At 69.8% G+C, this 18585-nt stretch carries 15 protein-coding genes; 10 read left to right on the top strand and 5 right to left on the bottom strand.

Features of this window, described 5'->3' with window-relative positions:
* Positions 1 to 3: 3 nt before the first annotated feature.
* From OG223_RS19985 to OG223_RS19995, 3 genes are all read right to left on the bottom strand, one after another.
* Positions 4 to 876, bottom strand: a complete 873-nt coding sequence (locus tag OG223_RS19985; RefSeq protein ID WP_329250262.1) for an acyl-CoA thioesterase — start codon at positions 874 to 876, stop codon at positions 4 to 6.
* 36 nt (positions 877 to 912) lie between these two features.
* Positions 913 to 2070, bottom strand: a complete 1158-nt coding sequence (locus OG223_RS19990; protein ID WP_262057993.1) for an acyl-CoA dehydrogenase family protein — start codon at positions 2068 to 2070, stop codon at positions 913 to 915.
* 790 nt (positions 2071 to 2860) lie between these two features.
* Positions 2861 to 3463 (bottom strand): SACE_7040 family transcriptional regulator, encoded by a 603-nt coding sequence (locus OG223_RS19995; protein WP_329250267.1) that lies wholly within the window; start codon positions 3461 to 3463, stop codon positions 2861 to 2863.
* A gap of 106 nt (positions 3464 to 3569) precedes the next feature.
* On the opposite strand from OG223_RS19995, the gene OG223_RS20000 reads away from it, so the two are divergent.
* From OG223_RS20000 to OG223_RS20015, 4 genes are read left to right on the top strand one after another with little or no spacing between them, the layout of a single operon-like run.
* Positions 3570 to 5186, top strand: coding sequence for a carboxyl transferase domain-containing protein (locus OG223_RS20000; RefSeq protein ID WP_329250270.1), 1617 nt, complete (start codon positions 3570 to 3572; stop codon positions 5184 to 5186).
* Between the two features lie 41 nt (positions 5187 to 5227).
* Positions 5228 to 7216, top strand: a complete 1989-nt coding sequence (locus tag OG223_RS20005; protein ID WP_329265387.1) for an ATP-binding protein — start codon at positions 5228 to 5230, stop codon at positions 7214 to 7216.
* Positions 7217 to 7224: 8 nt separating this feature from the next.
* The gene (locus tag OG223_RS20010; RefSeq protein ID WP_329265389.1) at positions 7225 to 8148 is read left to right on the top strand and encodes a hydroxymethylglutaryl-CoA lyase; all 924 of its coding nucleotides are present in this window, start codon (positions 7225 to 7227) and stop codon (positions 8146 to 8148) included.
* Positions 8149 to 8153: 5 nt separating this feature from the next.
* On the top strand, positions 8154 to 9314 hold the full coding sequence (locus OG223_RS20015; protein ID WP_329250273.1) for an acyl-CoA dehydrogenase family protein: 1161 nt from the start codon (positions 8154 to 8156) through the stop codon (positions 9312 to 9314).
* A 6-nt stretch (positions 9315 to 9320) separates the two neighbouring features.
* On the opposite strand, the gene OG223_RS20020 is transcribed toward OG223_RS20015, so the two are convergent.
* Both OG223_RS20020 and OG223_RS20025 read right to left on the bottom strand, forming a co-directional pair.
* Positions 9321 to 9986, bottom strand: coding sequence for a biliverdin-producing heme oxygenase (locus OG223_RS20020; protein ID WP_329250276.1), 666 nt, complete (start codon positions 9984 to 9986; stop codon positions 9321 to 9323).
* Positions 9983 to 11083 (bottom strand): class 1 isoprenoid biosynthesis enzyme, encoded by a 1101-nt coding sequence (locus tag OG223_RS20025; protein WP_329250279.1) that lies wholly within the window; start codon positions 11081 to 11083, stop codon positions 9983 to 9985. Before OG223_RS20025 ends, OG223_RS20020 begins: the two co-directional genes overlap by 4 nt.
* Before the next feature lie 263 nt (positions 11084 to 11346).
* Between OG223_RS20025 and OG223_RS20030 the strand changes: the two genes are divergently transcribed.
* From OG223_RS20030 to OG223_RS20055, 6 genes are all read left to right on the top strand, one after another.
* Positions 11347 to 12396, top strand: a complete 1050-nt coding sequence (locus tag OG223_RS20030; RefSeq protein WP_329250282.1) for an ABC transporter substrate-binding protein — start codon at positions 11347 to 11349, stop codon at positions 12394 to 12396.
* 140 nt (positions 12397 to 12536) lie between these two features.
* Positions 12537 to 13370 (top strand): siderophore-interacting protein, encoded by an 834-nt coding sequence (locus OG223_RS20035; RefSeq protein ID WP_329250285.1) that lies wholly within the window; start codon positions 12537 to 12539, stop codon positions 13368 to 13370.
* A gap of 152 nt (positions 13371 to 13522) precedes the next feature.
* Entirely contained in the window at positions 13523 to 14965 is a 1443-nt protein-coding gene (gene desA, locus OG223_RS20040; RefSeq protein WP_329250289.1) for a lysine decarboxylase DesA, read from the top strand.
* Positions 14922 to 16226: a lysine N(6)-hydroxylase/L-ornithine N(5)-oxygenase family protein gene (locus OG223_RS20045; protein WP_443073727.1), complete on the top strand. Its 1305-nt coding sequence runs from the start codon at positions 14922 to 14924 to the stop codon at positions 16224 to 16226. Before desA ends, OG223_RS20045 begins: the two co-directional genes overlap by 44 nt.
* The gene (locus OG223_RS20050; RefSeq protein ID WP_329250295.1) at positions 16223 to 16753 is read left to right on the top strand and encodes a GNAT family N-acetyltransferase; all 531 of its coding nucleotides are present in this window, start codon (positions 16223 to 16225) and stop codon (positions 16751 to 16753) included. The genes OG223_RS20045 and OG223_RS20050 overlap by 4 nt, the downstream gene beginning before the upstream one ends.
* Positions 16750 to 18528, top strand: coding sequence for an IucA/IucC family protein (locus OG223_RS20055; RefSeq protein WP_329250298.1), 1779 nt, complete (start codon positions 16750 to 16752; stop codon positions 18526 to 18528). Before OG223_RS20050 ends, OG223_RS20055 begins: the two co-directional genes overlap by 4 nt.
* Positions 18529 to 18585: the final 57 nt, after the last annotated feature.

Here is an 18585-nt window from a genome sequence, read left to right on the forward strand (position 1 = left end):
GCCTCAGTCTTCCCGAGGAACCCGGACCACGCCCTCCTGGATGACGGAGACGGCCAGTTGACCGTCCTGAGTGTAGATCCGGGCCTGCCCGAGCCCGCGCCCGCCGTACGCCGACGGCGACTCCTGGTCGTAGAGCAGCCATTCGTCGGCGCGGAACGGCCGGTGGAACCACATCGCGTGGTCGAGCGAGGCGCCGACGACATCTCCTACGGCCCAGCCGCCGCGGCCGTGCGCGAGGAGGATCGAGTCGAGGAGCGTCATGTCGGAGACGTAGGTCGCGAGGACCACGTGCAGGAGGGGGTCGTCCGCGAGCTTGCCGTCGGTGCGGAACCACACCTGGGAGTGCGGTTCGCGCGGCTCGCCGAACCTGCCGTACGGCGGGTCGTCGACGTACCGGAGGTCGATCGCCTGGCGCGCCTCCAGGAATCGTTCAACGATTCCCCGGTCGAGGTGGTCGTAGCCGAGCAGCCGCTCACGGCCGGTGGGGACCGTCTCCGGGTCGGGCGCGGGCGGCATGGGGGTCTGGTGGTCGAGGCCTTCCTCGTACGTCTGGAAGGACGCCGACAGCGCGAAGATCGGCCGGCCGTGCTGGACGGCGACCGCGCGGCGGGTGGTGAAGGAACGGCCGTCGCGCATGCGCTCGACGTTGTAGACGATGGGCGCGCCCGGGTCGCCCATGCGCAGGAAGTACGCGTGCAGGGAGTGGGCGTGGCGGTCGGCGGGGACCGTGCGCCCGGCGGCGACCAGCGCCTGCGCCGCCACCTGGCCCCCGAAGACGCGGGGGACGACGGCGGAGCGGGACTGGCCGCGGAAGATGTTCTCCTCGATCTGCTCCAGGTCGAGCAGATCGAGCAGATCCTGTAGTGCCTGGTTCATGGCGTCCAGTTGTACCGGGCGGTAATTGCCGGGACCTTACAGGCCCATGTCCTTGGCGATGATCGTCTTCATGATCTCGCTGGTGCCGCCGTAGATGCGGTTGACGCGGTTGTCCGCGTACAGGCGGGCGATCGGGTACTCGTTCATGAAGCCGTAGCCGCCGTGCAGTTGGAGGCAGCGGTCGATCACGCGGTGGGCGACCTCGGTGGTGAACAGCTTGGCGCTGGCCGCCTCCGCGGGGGTCAGCTCACCGGCGTCCAGGGCCTCGGTCGCGCGGTCGACGACGGCCTCGGCGGCGTCCACCTCGGCCTGGCAGGCGGCCAGTTCGAACTTGGTGTTCTGGAACGCGGCGACGGGCTGGCCGAAGACCACGCGGTCCTGCACGTACTGCTTCGCGAACCGGACGGCCGCCTTGGCCTGCGCGTAGGCGCCGAAGGCGATGCCCCAGCGCTCGGAGGCGAGGTTGTGGCCGAGGTAGTAGAAGCCCTTGTTCTCCTCGCCGAGGAGGTCCTCGACGGGGACCTTGACGTCGACGAACGCCAGCTCGGCGGTGTCGGAGGTCTTCAGGCCGAGCTTGTCGAGCTTGCGGCCGACCGAGTAGCCCTCGGCCTTGGTGTCCACCACGAAGAGGGAGATGCCGTGGCGGCGGTCCTCCTTGCTGGGCGCGTCGGTGCGGGCGCAGACGATCATGCGGTCGGCGTGTACGCCGCCGGTGATGAAGGTCTTGGCGCCGTTGAGGACGTAGTGCGTGCCGTCCTCGGAGAGCTTGGCGGTGGTCTTCATGCCCGCGAGGTCGGAGCCGGTGCCCGGCTCGGTCATCGCGATGGCCCACATCTCCTCGCCGGAGACGAACTTCGGCAGGTACTTCTTCTTCTGCTCGTCGTTGGCGAGCAGCTTGATGTAGGGCAGGCCGAGCAGGACGTGCACACCGGAGCCGCCGAAGGAGACACCCGCGCGCGCGGTCTCCTCGTAGAGGACGGCCTCGAACTTGTACGAGTCGATGCCCGCGCCGCCGTACTCCTCGTCCACGCGGATGCCGAAGACGCCGAGCTCGGCGAGCTTGTAGTAGAACTCGCGCGGCGCCTGGCCTGCGGCGAACCACTCGTCGTAGACGGGGACGACCTCGGCCTCGATGAAGGCCCGGAGGGTCTCCCGGAACGCCTCGTGGTCCTCGTCAAACACCGTACGGCGCACCGCCGCCACCTCCAGCTAGCCCAGGTTCCGTTTCTAAGCGCTTGCTCAGAGCATTACGGTACCGGCGAGTAGGGGGAGCGTCCAGCGGAATGGGCACGTAACGCTCGTCACGCCGTCGCTCCGCTCACCCACCCGCTCTTGCCCACCCACCCGCCCGACTCGGTAGGCCGAGAGGTCCCGACACGGGGCTCCGCCCCGGACCCCGGGGGTTGCGCGACTGCGCGCTCCAGCCGCGCCTGCGCTGCGCCCGCGCTGCGTCTGCGTTCACGCCGACGTCCGCCGACAGCGCCCGGCCCTCGGCCTCCGGCCTCCGGTCCTGCGACATCCGGCCTTCGGCTTCGGACCTCCGGCTCCCGCCCCCCGCCGTCCGGATCTCGGATTCCGGCCTTCGACGTCCGGCCTCCAGCCTCCAGCCTTCGGCTTCCGGCTTCCGACCTCTGCCGCCCGACCCTCGACGCCCAGCCTCCGACGCCCAGCCTCCGGCTTCCGGCTTGCGGCTTGCGGCTTCCGGCTTGCGGCTTGCGGCTTGCGGCCTCTGCCGCCCGACCCTCGACGCCCGACGCCCGACGTCCAACCTCCGGCCTTCGGCTTCCGACCTCCGCAGCCCGCCTCTCGACGTCCAACCTCCGGCTTCCGGCTCCCAGCCTTTGACTCCCGGCTCCCGGCTCCCGGCTCCCGGCGCCCGTCACCCGCCTTCCAGCCCCGGTCGCCAGCCCCACCTCAGGCTTCCGACGCCCGGCTCCCCGCAACCAACCCCAACCCCAACCAAGATCCACCAGGCCCCACACCCTCACCCACCCAACGCCGCCGCCCCCAACGCCCCCCGCGCCATCCGGTGCAGCAACTCCGCCGTCGCCCCCCGCCCGGGCAACGACCCCGGTCGCCCCAGATGCGGAGTCGAATTGAGGAGGCCGAAGACCGAGTGGACCGCCGACCTCGCGCTGGGTTCGGGGAGTTCGGGATACACCTCCCGTACGACCTCCACCCACAGCTCGACGTACTGCCGCTGCAACTGGCGGACCAGCTTGCGGTCGGAGTCGCGGAGGCGGTCGAGTTCTCGGTCGTGGAGGGTGATCAGGGGGCGGTCGTCGAGGGCGAAGTCGATGTGGCCCTCGATGAGGGAGTCGAGCAGGGCCCCCGGGGAGGTCACCCCCTCCGCCTCCGCCAGTCGCCGCTTCGCGCCTGTCAGCAACTGGCCGCTGATGCCGACCAGCAGCTCGGCGAGCATCGCGTCCTTGCCGGGGAAGTGGCGGTACAGGCCGGGCCCGCTGATACCGACCGCTGCGCCTATCTCGTCGACCCCGACGCCGTGGAAGCCGCGCTCGGCGAAGAGCCGCGCGGCCTCCTTGAGGATCTGTTCGCGGCGGGTGGGGGCGTCGGTTCTCGTGGTCATGGAAGCAATTCTAGACAGGAAGGTTAGCGGTCGTTAACCTGAAGGAAATGGTTAACGCTCATTAACAGTCGAGAGCAGCCGATCGCTGTGCGAGGGGACCCACAGAATGCAAGAGGCACCGGAGCTGACGAGCGCGGCGGACCCCGCGTCGGAGGCGTGGCGGGCCAACGAGGCGGCGCACCGCGCGCTGGGCGAGGAGCTGCGGCGGAAGCTGGCCGCAGCCCGGCTCGGCGGCGGTGAGCGGGCCCGGGACCGGCACACCGCGCGCGGCAAGCTGCTCCCCCGCGACCGTGTCGACACCCTTCTCGACCCGGGCTCCCCCTTCCTGGAGCTGGCTCCGCTGGCCGCCGACGGGATGTACGACGGGGCCGCCCCGGCCGCCGGTGTCATCGCCGGGATCGGGCGGGTGAGCGGGCGCGAGTGCGTGATCGTCGCCAATGACGCCACGGTCAAGGGCGGGACGTACTACCCGATGACCGTGAAGAAGCACCTGCGCGCCCAGGAGATCGCCCTCGAGAACAGGCTCCCCTGCATCTATCTCGTCGACTCCGGGGGTGCCTTCCTGCCCATGCAGGACGAGGTGTTCCCGGACCGCGAGCACTTCGGGCGGATCTTCTACAACCAGGCCCGGATGTCGGGGGCGGGGATTCCGCAGATCGCCGCCGTGCTCGGGTCCTGTACCGCCGGTGGGGCCTATGTGCCGGCCATGAGCGACGAGGCCGTCATCGTCCGGAATCAGGGGACGATTTTTCTGGGCGGGCCTCCCCTGGTGAAGGCCGCCACGGGTGAGGTCGTGACCGCCGAGGAACTGGGCGGCGGCGACGTCCACGCGCGCGTGTCGGGCGTCACCGACCACCTCGCGGAGGACGACGCGCACGCGCTGCGGATCGTCCGGAACATCGCCGCCACGCTTCCCGCGCGCGGGTCCCTGCCCTGGGAGGTCACCGAGGCGGTCGAGCCCAAGGTCGACCCGTACGGGATCTACGGCGCGGTCCCGGTCGACTCCCGTACCCCCTACGACGTACGGGAGATCATCGCGCGCGTGGTCGACGGTTCGCGCTTCGCCGAGTTCAAGGCCGAGTTCGGGCAGACCCTGGTCACCGGCTTCGCCCGGATCCACGGACACCCGGTCGGCATCGTCGCCAACAACGGCATCCTGTTCTCCGAATCCGCCCAGAAGGGCGCCCACTTCATCGAGCTGTGCGACCAGCGCGGCATTCCCCTGGTGTTCCTGCAGAACATCTCGGGGTTCATGGTCGGCAAGGACTACGAGGCGGGCGGCATCGCCAAGCACGGCGCCAAGATGGTCACCGCCGTCGCCTGCGCGCGCGTGCCCAAGCTCACCGTCGTGGTCGGCGGCTCGTACGGCGCGGGCAACTACTCGATGTGCGGCCGGGCGTACTCCCCCCGCTTCCTGTGGATGTGGCCCGGCGCCAAGATCTCCGTGATGGGCGGCGAGCAGGCCGCGTCGGTGCTCGCGACCGTGAAGCGGGACCAGTTGGAGGCGCGGGGCGAGGAGTGGCCCGCCGAGGACGAGGACGCCTTCAAGGACCCGATCCGGCAGCAGTACGAGCGTCAGGGCAACGCCTACTACGCCACCGCCCGCCTCTGGGACGACGGGGTCATCGACCCGATGGAGACCCGCCAGGTGCTGGGTCTCGCCCTGACCGCCTGCGCCAACGCGCCGCTGGGTGACACCCAGTTCGGCGTCTTCCGGATGTGATGAGGGTGCCCGAGATGTCAGAAACGGCCGAGACATTCGAGATGTTCGAGACGGTCCTGGTGGCCAACCGGGGCGAGATCGCGGTCCGCGTGATCCGCACCCTGCGCTCCCTCGGTGTGCGCTCGGTGGCCGTCTTCTCCGACGCCGACGCGGACGCCCGGCACGTCCGGGAGGCCGACACGGCGGTACGGCTCGGTCCCGCACCGGCGGCGGAAAGCTACCTGTCCGTGGAGCGCCTCCTGGAGGCGGCGGCCCGCACCGGCGCGCAGGCCGTGCACCCGGGCTACGGCTTCCTCGCCGAGAACGCGGCCTTCGCGCGCGCGTGCGCCGACGCCGGGCTGGTCTTCATCGGCCCTCCGGCCGACGCGATCGCCCTCATGGGCGACAAGATCCGCGCCAAGGAGACCGTGGAGGCGGCCGGCGTCCCGGTCGTCCCCGGCGGCCGCGACCCCGAACTCGCCAAGGCAGCACACGAGTTGGGCGCCCCCGTCCTCCTCAAGCCGTCGGCCGGCGGCGGCGGCAAGGGCATGCGCCTGGTCCGCGACCTCACCCTCCTGGACGACGAGATCGCCGCCGCCCGCCGCGAGGCCCGCGCCTCCTTCGGCGACGACACCCTCCTGGTCGAGCGCTGGGTCGACCGCCCCCGGCACATCGAGATCCAGATCCTGGCCGACGGTCACGGCAACGTCGTCCACCTCGGCGAACGCGAGTGCTCCTTGCAGCGCCGGCACCAGAAGGTCGTCGAGGAGGCCCCGAGCGTCCTCCTCGACCCCGGCACGCGCGCGGCGATGGGCGAGGCGGCGGTCCAGGCGGCCCGCTCGTGCGGGTACGCGGGCGCGGGCACGGTCGAGTTCATCGTGCCGGGCAGCGACCCGTCGTCGTACTACTTCATGGAGATGAACACCCGCCTCCAAGTGGAGCACCCGGTAACGGAGTTGGTGACCGGGCTGGATCTGGTGGAGTGGCAGCTCAGGGTGGCGGCGGGTGAGCGGCTGCCCTTCGCGCAGGAGGACATCACGCTCACCGGGCACGCGATCGAGGCCCGCGTGTGCGCCGAGGACCCAGCACGCGGCTTCCTCCCCTCCGGCGGCACGGTGCTGAAGCTGCACGAACCGCACGGCGACGGCATCCGCACCGACTCCGGTCTCTCCGAAGGCACCGAGGTCGGCAGCCTCTACGACCCGATGCTCTCCAAGGTCATCGCCTACGGCCCCGACCGCGCGACCGCGCTCAGGAAGCTCCGGGCCGCCCTCGCGGACACGGTCACCCTGGGCGTGCCGACGAACGCAGGGTTCCTACGGCGGCTCCTTGCCCATCCGGCGGTCGTGGCGGGCGAGTTGGACACCGGGCTCGTCGAGCGCGAGGCGGACGGGCTGGTGCCCGGTGAGGTACCGGTGGAGGTCTACGCGGCGGCGGCGCTGCTGCGGCACGCGGCGCTCGCCCCCGGGCGGGGCTCCGGCTGGGCCGACCCGTTCGCCGCCACGGACGGCTGGCGGCTGGGCGGGGAGCGGGCCTGGACGGCGCACCCCCTACGGGTACCGGGCCACGACCCGGTGACCGTGCGCGTACGCCGCACACCCGAGGGCGGGACCGAACTCCTGCCGGACGGCGCCGAGAAGCCGCTCGTCGGGGCCGGAACGGCCGGGCCTGACGGCCGGTTCACCCTGCGGCTCGACGGCCTCGTCCACACCTTCACCGCTCTGCCGGACGGCACCTGGCTGGGCCGGGACGGAGACGCCTGGCAGGTGCGGGACCACGATCCGGTGGCCGCCGCGCTCGGCGGGGCCGACCGCTCCGGTGCCGGTTCGCTGACCGCGCCGATGCCGGGGACGGTGACCGTGGTGAAGGTCGCCGTAGGAGATCAAGTGACCGCCGGACAGAGCCTGTTGGTGGTCGAGGCGATGAAGATGGAGCACGTCGTCTCCGCGCCGCACGCCGGCACCGTCGCCGAACTCGACGTGACGCCCGGTTCGACGGTCGCCATGGACCAGGTGCTGGCGGTCGTCACACCGGCGGAGGAGGACCAGTGACACTCCCGATGGTCGTACCGGCCCCCGGTCTGCCCGCCCGGGTGCGCATCCACGAGGTGGGCGCGCGGGACGGGCTGCAGAACGAGAAGTCGACCGTGCCGACGGAGGTGAAGGCCGAGTTCGTGCGCCGGCTGGCCGACGCGGGCCTGACCACGATCGAGGCGACCAGCTTCGTCCACCCCAAGTGGGTGCCCCAACTGGCCGACGCGGAGCAGTTGTTCCCGCTCGTGCGCGATCTGCCGGGGGTCGAGCTCCCCGTGCTCGTGCCGAACGAACGCGGACTCGACCGGGCGCTCGCGCTCGGTGCCCGCCGTATCGCGGTGTTCGCCAGCGCCACCGAGGCCTTCGCCAAGGCCAATCTGAACCGGACGGTCGACGACGCGCTGGCCATGTTCGAGCCGGTGGTGACCCGGGCGAAGGCAGGTGACGCTCATGTGCGCGGCTATCTGTCGATGTGCTTCGGCGACCCCTGGGAGGGCCCGGTCCCGATCCACCAGGTCGTCCACGTCTGCAAGTCGCTGCTCGACATGGGCTGCGACGAGCTGAGCCTCGGCGACACGATCGGCGTCGCGACCCCCGGCCATGTCCTGGAGCTGTTGGCCGCGCTCAATGAACAGGGCGTCCCCACCGATGTGTTGGGGGTGCACTTCCACGACACCTACGGCCAGGCCCTCGCCAACACCCTGGCCGCCCTCCAGCACGGCGTCACCACCGTGGACGCCTCCGCGGGCGGCCTCGGCGGCTGCCCGTACGCCAAGTCCGCGACCGGCAACCTCGCCACCGAAGACCTCGTGTGGATGCTCCAGGGTCTCGGCATCGAGTCCGGAGTCGACCTCGGCCGTCTCACCGCCACCAGCGTGTGGATGGCCGAACAACTGGGCCGACCCAGCCCGTCCCGTACCGTCCGCGCCCTCTCCCACAAGGACCAGTGACCGCCATGGACCACCGTCTCTCCCCCGAGCTGGAAGAACTCCGCCGTACGGTCGAGGAGTTCGCGCACGACGTCGTCGCGCCGAAGATCGGCGACTTCTACGAGCGGCACGAGTTCCCGTACGAGATCGTCCGCGAGATGGGCCGCATGGGCCTGTTCGGGCTGCCGTTCCCGGAGGAGTACGGCGGGATGGGCGGCGACTATCTGGCGCTGGGCCTGGTCCTGGAGGAGCTGGCCCGCGTGGACTCGTCGGTGGCGATCACGCTGGAGGCCGGGGTGTCGCTGGGCGCGATGCCGATCCATCTCTTCGGTACCGACGCGCAGAAGGCCGAGTGGCTGCCCCGGCTCTGCTCCGGCGAGATCCTGGGCGCCTTCGGGCTGACCGAGCCGGACGGCGGCTCCGACGCGGGCGCGACCCGGACGACGGCGCGCCTGGACCCGGACACCGACGAATGGGTGATCAACGGTTCCAAGTGCTTCATCACCAACTCCGGTACGGACATCACGGGTCTGGTGACGGTCACCGCGGTCACCGGCCGCAAGCCCGACGGCAAGCCGCTGATCTCCGCGATCATCGTGCCGTCCGGGACCCCCGGCTTCACGGTCGCGGCGCCGTACTCGAAGGTCGGCTGGAACGCCTCGGACACCCGTGAGCTGTCCTTCGCGGACGTACGGGTCCCGGCGGCGAACCTGCTGGGCCAACAGGGGCGCGGCTACGCCCAGTTCCTGCGCATCCTGGACGAGGGCCGGATCGCGATCGCCGCGCTGGCCACCGGTCTGGCGCAGGGCTGCGTCGACGAGTCGGTGAAGTACGCCAAGGAACGGCACGCGTTCGGGCGGCCGATCGGCGCCAACCAGGCCATCCAGTTCAAGATCGCCGACATGGAGATGAAGGCCCACACCGCCCGCCTGGCCTGGCGCGACGCGGCCTCCCGGCTGGTCGCCGGCGAACCCTTCAAGAAGGAGGCGGCCCTCGCCAAGCTGTACTCCTCCACGATCGCCGTCGACAACGCCCGCGACGCCACCCAGGTGCACGGCGGCTACGGCTTCATGAACGAGTACCCGGTGGCCCGGATGTGGCGCGACTCCAAGATCCTGGAGATCGGCGAGGGCACCAGCGAGGTCCAACGGATGCTGATCGCCCGCGAGTTGGGCCTCACGGGCTGAGCGACGTCAGACCGGTTCGGGGGCGGGGCGGTCCAGGCCGGTCGACAACTCCGCCGAGATCAGGGCCACATGCCGGTAGGCCCGCTCGGCGGCGGCCACCACCCTCTCCTGTACGGCGGGTTCGCCGAGCGTCCGGTCGAGGCGCTCGGTGAAGGCCCTCCAGCGGGCGCGGTCGCCGCTGCCGTAGTAGGACGTGCCGTTCCCGTCCGTGAGGCGGTACGCCTCGGTGACGTACCGGCGCAGGAACAGGGCGCCGAGGGTGGAGCCCTCCAACACGTAGAGGAAGCCGAGGAGTTCGGTGGGCTCGGTGGCGGCGGTGTGCCGTATCTCGGTCACGAACTCCTCGGCGGCCGGGCCGGGGCGAGGAGCCGTGCCCAGGGCGGCGAAGTGGCGCAGGTCGCGTTCGACGAGCGGGAGTTTGGCCAGGTCCGGCGACCACACCGAGTCGACCGACGGGCTGAGGGCACGGGCGAGTTCGGTCTCCAGGGCCGCCAGGACCACGCGGTAGGCGGCGAGTTGACCGACGTAGCGGTCGAGCGGAAGGGTGCCGGCGAGCATCGCGGTGGCGAACCCGGTGCTCTCCATGGCCTCGTGCCAGGCGCGGGTGCCGCTCCTCAGCCGCTCGGTCGCCGTGTGCGTGCCCGTGCCCATGCCGGTGTTGGTGTCCGTCATACGCCGCTCCGCTGCCGGACCGTCGCGAGCAGACGGTCGATGAGGTGGCCCTTGCGTTCGATCGTCACGTCGAAGTAGGCGGCGCTGCGCTCGGAGCGGCACACCCCGTGCACGGCGTCCTTCGCGGCGCGCTTCAGCGCCACGGCCTCCTCGGCGAGCGCGAGGAGCGTCCGCTCCAGTTTCGGGTGACCGAGAACGTAGCGTTTGAATTCCGCTTCGGGCGGTGCGTCGCCGAGGAGTTCCAGCAGGACCCGGTTGCCGAGGCCGTCGAAGTCCTCGTGGGTGTTGGCGCCGCCGAGTTCCGGAACGAAGTCGGTCAGGTCGTTGAACAGTTGGCTGGCCAGGCCGAGTTGACGCATCGCGCCGTCGAGGACCAGCCGGTCGTCCTCGACCACCCGCAGCCCCGCGACCGCCGCGTCCAGCGGCATCCGGAACAGGGTGCCGGTCTTGAGGGCGGCCGTCGACTCCCAGAAGTCGACCCGGGTGGCGCGCGGCGCGGCCGGCAGCTCCGCGCGTGTGAGCGCCGTACGCGAGGACAGGTCGACGGCCTGCCCGGTGAAGCCGTTGCCGACCGAGCGCACCAGGCTGTCCATGACGGCGGGGTCGGCCGCGTGCCGCAGCGCGGACATGATCAGCCAGGCGCCGGTGTTGAGGGCGAGCGGGGTGCCGTGGGTGGTGTGGAGTGCGGGTTCGCCGTAGCGGACGTCGCTGCCGTCCTGGATGTCGTCGAGGGCGACCGCGGCCTTCAGCAGAATCCTTACGGCAACTGCCGTACGGCGGATCACCGCGAGGTCGGAAGCGCTCTCCGCCTCCTCGGGGAACCCCCGGTAGTTCCGGTACGCCCAGTACACCATCGAGGGCCGCAGCGGAGCCCGGCCGCCGGGTGCTCCGGGGGCCGGGGGCAGCGCCTGCTGGCCCACCTTCGAGCCCAGGGCGTCGGCGACCGGTTCGTACAGGGCGCGGCGCAGGGCCGTGTCGTACACGGAGGCGGCCGCCCGCGCCGGAGCGGTCAACGCGTCGAGGAACGCGGCCAGGTCGTCCTCCAGCAGGGCCGCGTCGGCGCGCACCACCGCTTCCACACCCGTCGTGCCCGCCATGTCCACCGTGTTAGCCACTCCACCTCCGAAGACGCTCGAACAGCAGTGCGCGGGTCGCGCTACGAAGGAGCGTGATCACAACGGCCGTACGAGACAAGGCGGTTGAAAGCCAAATCGGATAGGACATGGGCCCATAAGCCATGCACAGGACAGACACAGGCCCGGACGGCGGCGAGCCCGCCCGTTGGCTACATAGTGAGGTTAGGCTAACCTACCTTCGAATTGTCCGGCGGGCGCTCCGCCCTGTTCGAAAGCAGCCATACATGTCCAACGCCCGTGCCACTCACCTCTCCCGCCGCGGCATCCTCGCCGCGGGCGGCGCCCTCGGCCTCGGTGCCGTGCTCGCGGCCTGCGGCGACGACGACGCGAAAAGCGGTGGCTCGGACAAGGAGACGACGGCCGCGAAGTCCGGTCCCTGGACCTTCAAGGACGACCGCGGCCAGACCGCCAAGACCGACAGGACCCCGGCGACCATCGTCTCCTTCATCGGTGTCGCCGCCGCGCTGCACGACTACGGCATCGAGTCCAAGGGCGTCTTCGGGCCGACCGAGCTGAAGAACGGCAAGGCCGACGTGCAGGCCGGCGACCTGGACATCAGCAAGGTCACCAACCTCGGCAACACCTGGGGCCAGTTCAACATCGAGAAGTACGCGGCCCTCGCCCCCGACGTCCTCATCACCACGATGTTCGACGCGGCCGGCACGCTCTGGTACGTCCCGGAGGAGTCGAAGAAGAAGATCCTCGCCGTGGGCGCGCCGACCGTCGGCATCTCGGTGTACGACGTCCAGTTGCCGACGCCGCTGGCGCGGATGCTGGAGCTCGCCAAGTCCCTTGGCGCGGACACCACTTCTTCTGCGATCACCGCGGCCAAGAAGCGCTTCGAGGACGCGGCGGCCCGGCTGCGCGCCGCGGCGAAGGCCAAGCCGGACATCAAGGTCCTGGTCGGTTCCGCGAGCGACACCATCTTCTATGTCTCGGGGTCCAACCTCTCCGTCGACCTCGAGTACTTCAAGGCGCTCGGCGTGAACTTCGTCGAGCCGTCCGCGGCCGCGCTGAAGGCGAGCGGCGGGTGGTACGAGAACCTGAGCTGGGAGAACGTCGACAAGTACGGGGCGGACGTCATCATGATGGACAACCGTACGGCGGCGACGCAGCCCGCCGACATCACCGAGGGCACGTGGAAGAAGCTTCCCGCGGTGAAGGCGGGGCAGGTCATCGCGCGGAATCCCGAGCCGATTCTGTCGTACGACAAGTGCGCGCCGTTGCTTGAGGATCTGGCGAAGGCGATCGAGAACGCGAAGAAGGTCAGCTGAATTCGGGGTGGTTTCGCTTTCGTGGGGAGCTGCGGGCCGGATGTGGCTGGGTGCTCCCACGCGGCGGAGCCGCACATTGGATACAGCCCCGCGCCCCTTTAGGTACGACACCTGACGCCCCTCTAGAGGAGCCCCCCTCCATGACTACGGCCCTGGCCGCTCCGTTCCGCTTTTTCTCACTCCATGTCGTGCGGACGGAGCGGCTCGGGCCGTCTCTGGTCCGGGTCTCCTTCGGCGGGGACGATCTGGCGTGCTTCTTCTCCGACGGGTGTGATCAGTCCCTGTCGTTGTTTCTCCCCCAGCCCGGGCAGCGTGAGCCCGCCGTGCCGTACGAACTCGGTGACGGGTGGTGGCAGGGGTGGCGTGAACTGCCCGATGACGTGCGGGCGGTGATGCGGTCGTACACGCTTCGGGCGCTGCGCCGTGGGCCCGACGAGATCGACATCGACTTCGTGCTGCACGAACCCGCCGGGCCCGCTTCGCGTTGGGCCTCTCGCGTCTGTGCCGGGGACCGGGTCGTGTTGCTCGGGCCGGCCGTCGCGGACAATCGGGCGATTCGGTTCCGGCCGCCGCAGGACACCGATCTCGTGGTCGTCTGGGGCGACGAGACCGCCGTACCGGCCGTGTCCGCCATCCTTGAGGCGCTGCCCGCCGGTACCCGTGCGCGGGTGTGGCTGGAGGTCCAACACGCCGGTGATGTGCAGGAGTTGGTGACCGCGTCCGACGCCGAGGTGACCTGGCTGGTGCGCGAGCGCGAAGGTGGCGAGGGATCCCCCATGGCCCTCGGCGCCCTGCGCGCGGCCCAACTCCCGTCCGCCGAGCGGCCGTACGTGTGGATCGCGGGCGAGTCCGGTCAAGTGAAGGCGCTGCGGCGGCACTTCGTGGGTGAGCGCGGGTTCGACCGGCGGCGGGTGACCTTCGTCGGGTACTGGCGGCAGGGGCTCAGTGAGGAGCAACTGCGCGAGGCCGGGTGACCTGGTGACGGGCCCGTGATGCGTGAGTGACCGCTGTCACGGGAGAGGCGGGTTTCGCGAACGTTAAGTTAGGTTAGGCTTACCTAAGTTGATGTTGCGGAACCCCGCCGCTCACCTGTCCCGCACGGACTTCCCCACCGGAGGACCCCCACATGCGCTCGCACCTGCTCAATGACACGACTGCGGAGCACTACCGCCGCTCCGTGACGGAAGGCGTGGAGCGGGTGGCGGCCAAACTCGCCACCACGGAACGACCGTTCACCGGCGTCACGGTCGACGCCCTCTCCCCCCTCATCGACCGCATCGACCTCGACCGCCCGCTCCACGACACCGCCGCGGTGCTCGACGAGCTGGACGAGGTCTATCTGCGTGACGCGATCTACTTCCACCACCCCCGCTACCTCGCCCACCTCAACTGCCCCGTCGTCATCCCCGCGGTGCTCGGCGAGGCGGTGCTCTCCGCCGTCAACTCCTCCCTGGACACCTGGGACCAGTCGGCCGGCGGCACCCTCATCGAGCGCAAGCTGATCGACTGGACGAACGAGCGGATCGGCCTCGGGCCGCACGCCGACGGGGTGTTCACCTCCGGCGGCAGCCAGTCCAACCTCCAGGCGCTGCTGCTGGCCCGCGAGGAGGCGAAGACCGACACGCTCGCCAAACTGCGCGTCTTCGCCTCCGAGGTCAGCCACTTCAGCGTGAAGAAGTCGGCGAAACTGCTGGGCCTCGGGCAGGACGCCGTCGTGTCGATACCCGTCGGCGCCGACAAGCGCATGCAGACCGTGGCTCTCGCCCGGGAGTTGGAGCGCTGCAAGAACGCCGGGCTCGTTCCCATGGCCGTCGTCGCCACCGCCGGCACCACCGACTTCGGCTCCATCGACCCGCTGCCCGAAATCGCCGCCCTGTGCGAGCAGTTCGGGGTGTGGATGCACGTGGACGCGGCCTACGGCTGTGGTCTGCTCGCCTCGCTGAAGCACCGGAGCCGCATCGACGGCATCGAGCGCGCCGACTCGGTCACCGTGGACTACCACAAGTCCTTCTTCCAGCCGGTGAGTTCATCCGCCCTGCTGGTCCGCGACGCCGACACCCTGCGCCACGCGACCTATCACGCGGAGTACCTCAACCCGCAGCGCATGGTGCAGGAGCGCATCCCCAACCAGGTCGACAAGTCCCTGCAGACCACCCGCCGTTTCGACGCGCTCAAGCTGTGGATGACGCTGCGCGTGATGGGCGCCGACGGCATCGGCCAACTCTTCGACGAGGTCTGCGACCTGGCCGAGGAGGGGTGGCGACTCCTGGCCGCCGACCCTCGGTTCGACGTGGTCGTCGAGCCCTCGCTCTCCACCCTCGTCTACCGCTACATCCCGGCCGCCGTCACCGACCCGGCCGAGATCGACCGCGCCAACCTGTACGCCCGCAAGGCCCTGTTCGCCTCCGGTGCCGCGGTGGTCGCGGGCACCAAGGTCTCCGGCCGCCACTACCTGAAGTTCACCCTGCTCAACCCCGAGACGACGGCCGACGACATCGCCGCCGTCCTCGACCTGATCGCCGGCCATGCCGAGCAGTACCTGGGAGAGTCCCTTGACCGCGCTTCCTGACGCCTCGAACAAGACCTACGACTTCGTGGGCATCGGGCTCGGACCCTTCAACCTCGGCCTCGCCTGCCTCACCGAGCCCATCGCCGAACTCGACGGCGTCTTCCTGGACTCGAAGCCCGACTTCGAGTGGCACGCCGGCATGTTCCTCGACGGCGCCCACCTCCAGACCCCGTTCATGTCGGACCTGGTCACCCTCGCCGACCCGACCTCGCCGTACTCCTTCCTCAACTACCTGAAGGAGAAGGGGCGTCTGTACCCCTTCTACATCCGCGAGAACTTCTATCCGCTGCGCGTCGAGTACGACGACTACTGCCGCTGGGCGGCCAACCGGCTCACCAACGTGCGCTTCGGCACGACGGTCACCGAGGTGACGTACGAGGACAAGGTCTACGTCGTCCGGACCGAGGCCGGTGACATCTTCCGCGCCCGGCATCTGGTCCTCGGCACCGGCACCCCGCCGTATCTCCCGGAGGCCGTCGCCGGTCTGGGCGGGGACTTCATCCACAACTCCCGTTACATGCAGCACAAAGCGAAGTTGCAGGCCAAGGAGTCGATCACGCTGGTCGGCAGCGGGCAGTCAGCCGCCGAGATCTACTACGACCTGCTCGCCGAAATCGACGTCCACGGCTACGAGTTGAACTGGGTCACGCGCTCGCCGCGCTTCTTCCCACTGGAGTACACGAAACTCACGCTGGAGATGACCTCCCCGGAGTACATCGACTACTTCCATGCCCTGCCCGAGCAGACCCGCTACCGCCTCACGGCCGAGCAGAAAGGCTTGTTCAAGGGCATCGACGGCGACCTCGTCAACGAGATCTTCGACCTGCTGTACCAGAAGAAGGTCGGCGGGCCCGTCCCCACCCGGCTGCTCACCAACTCCTCGCTGAACGACGTCACTTACCGCGACGGCGTCTACGAACTGGGGCTGCGCCAGGAGGAGCAGGAGAAGGACTACACCCTGCGCTCCCAGGGCCTGGTCCTCGCCACCGGCTACAAGTACGCCGAACCGGAGTTCCTCAAGCCCGTGCACGAGCGGCTGCGTTACGACTCCCGGGGCAACTTCGACATCGCGCGCAACTACTCGATCGACACCACGGGCCGGGGCGTCTTCCTGCAGAACGCCGGCGTCCACGCGCACAGCATCACGTCCCCCGACCTGGGCATGGGCGCGTACCGCAACTCGTACATCATCCGTGAGCTGCTCGGCACCGAGTACTACCCGGTCGAACAGACCATCGCGTTCCAGGAGTTCGCCGTATGACCTTCACCTTCCGCCCCCTCGACCCGCTCCGGGACGCCGAGCTGCTGCACCGGTGGCTCACCCACCCCAAGGCCGCGTTCTGGATGATGCAGGACGCGAAACTGGAGGACGTCGAGCGCGCCTACATGGAGATCGCGGCCGACGAGCACCAGCACGCTCTGCTCGGGCTCCAGGACGGTGTTCCCGTCTTCCTGATGGAGTACTACGACCCGCGGTATCGCGAACTGGTCGGCCTGTACGAGCCGTTGCCCGGTGACGTCGGCATGCACTTCCTGACGCCGGCCACCCAGGCCCCCGTCCACGGCTTCACCCGTGCGGTGATCACCGCCGTGATGGCCCGCCTCTTCGAGGACCCGGCCGTCGCACGGGTCGTCGTGGAGCCGGACGTGTCCAACACCGCCGTGCACGCCCTGAACGAGTCGGTGGGATTCGTCCCCGAGCGTGAGATCCAAAAGCCGGAGAAGAAAGCCTTGTTGAGCTTCTGCACACGAGACCAGTTCGTCGCGGCCACGGCGGTGACCGCATGAGCCTCGCCGACGCCGTGGCCCACCTCTCCCCCGAACGCTGGGAGAAGGCCAACCGCCTCCTGATCCGCAAGGCCCTCGCCGAGTTCGCGCACGAGCGGCTGATCACCCCCGAACCGGCCCAGCAGGACGGCAACTTGTACGTCGTCCGCAGCGACGACGGTCTGACCCGCTACCGGTTCACCGCCACCCGGCGCGCCCTCGACCACTGGCAGGTCGACGCCGACTCCATCACGCGTCACCGCGACGGCGCCGAACTCCCCCTCGCAGCCCTGGACTTCTTCATCGAGCTGAAGCAGGCGCTCGGGCTGAGCGAGGCGATCCTCCCGGTCTACCTGGAGGAGATCTCCTCCACCCTCTCCGGCACCTGCTACAAGCTGACCAAGCCGCAGCTCCCGGTCGCCGAGCTGGTGCGGAGCGACTTCCAGGCCATCGAGACGGGGATGACCGAGGGCCACCCCTGCTTCGTCGCCAACAACGGGCGGCTCGGCTTCGGGGTGCACGAGTACCTCTCGTACGCCCCCGAGACCGCGAGCCCGGTCCGGCTGGTCTGGCTGGCCGCGCACCGCTCGCGGGCGGCGTTCACGGCGGGCGTGGGCATCGAGTACGAGTCGTTCGTCAAGGGCGAGTTGGGCAGCGCCGCCCTCGACCGCTTCCGTGCCGTCCTGACCGACCAGGGGCACGACCCGGACGACTTCCTCCTCATCCCCGTCCACCCCTGGCAGTGGTGGAACAAGCTCACCGTCACCTTCGCCGCCGAGGTCGCCCGCGGCCACCTCGTCTGCCTCGGCGAGGGCGACGACGAGTACCTCGCCCAGCAGTCCATCCGGACCTTCTTCAACAAGTCGAACCCCGAGAAGCACTACGTGAAGACGGCCCTGTCCGTCATCAACATGGGCTTCATGCGCGGGCTTTCGGCCGCCTACATGGAGGCGACCCCGGCGATCAACGACTGGCTCGCCCAACTCATCGACAACGACCCGGTGTTGAAGTCCACCGGCCTGTCGATCATCCGCGAGCGGGCCGCCGTGGGCTACCGGCACCTGGAGTACGAGGCGGCCACCGACCGCTACTCGCCGTACCGCAAGATGCTCGCCGCCCTGTGGCGCGAGAGCCCGGTGCCGTCGCTCCGGGACGGGGAGTCCCTGGCGACGATGGCCTCGCTGGTGCACCTGGACCACGAGGGCGCGTCCTTCGCCGGCGCGCTGATCGAGCGGTCGGGGCTGGCGCCGGTGGAGTGGCTGCGGCGCTATCTGCGGGCGTACTTCACCCCGCTGCTGCACAGCTTCTACGCCTACGACCTGGTGTTCATGCCGCACGGCGAGAACGTGATCCTCGTTCTGAAGGACGGCGTGGTCCAGCGCGCGATCTACAAGGACATCGCCGAGGAGATCGCCGTCATGGACCCGGACGCGGTGCTGCCGCCGACGGTGGAGCGGCTGCGGGTCGAGGTCCCCGAGGACAAGAAACTGCTGTCGATCTTCACCGACGTCTTCGACTGCTTCTTCCGCTTCCTCGCCGCCGACCTGGCCGCCGAGGGCGTCCTGGAGGAGGACGACTTCTGGCGTACGGTCGCGGACGTCACCCGCGAGTACCAGGACGCGGCACCCGAACTCGCCGACAGGTTCCGGCAGTACGACATGTTCGCCCCCGAGTTCTCGCTGTCCTGCCTCAACCGGCTCCAACTGCGCAACAACGAGCAGATGGTGGACCTGGCGGACCCCTCCGGCGCGCTCCAGCTCGTCGGCACCCTGAAGAACCCGATCGCCGGGTTCTGACCCACAAAGCAGGCGGGCACCCCGGGGTACGGTCCCCCGGGGTGCCCGCCCCATTCA

Origin of the sequence: Streptomyces sp. NBC_01478 (assembly GCF_036227225.1) — a bacterium.
Taxonomy (GTDB): domain Bacteria; phylum Actinomycetota; class Actinomycetes; order Streptomycetales; family Streptomycetaceae; genus Streptomyces.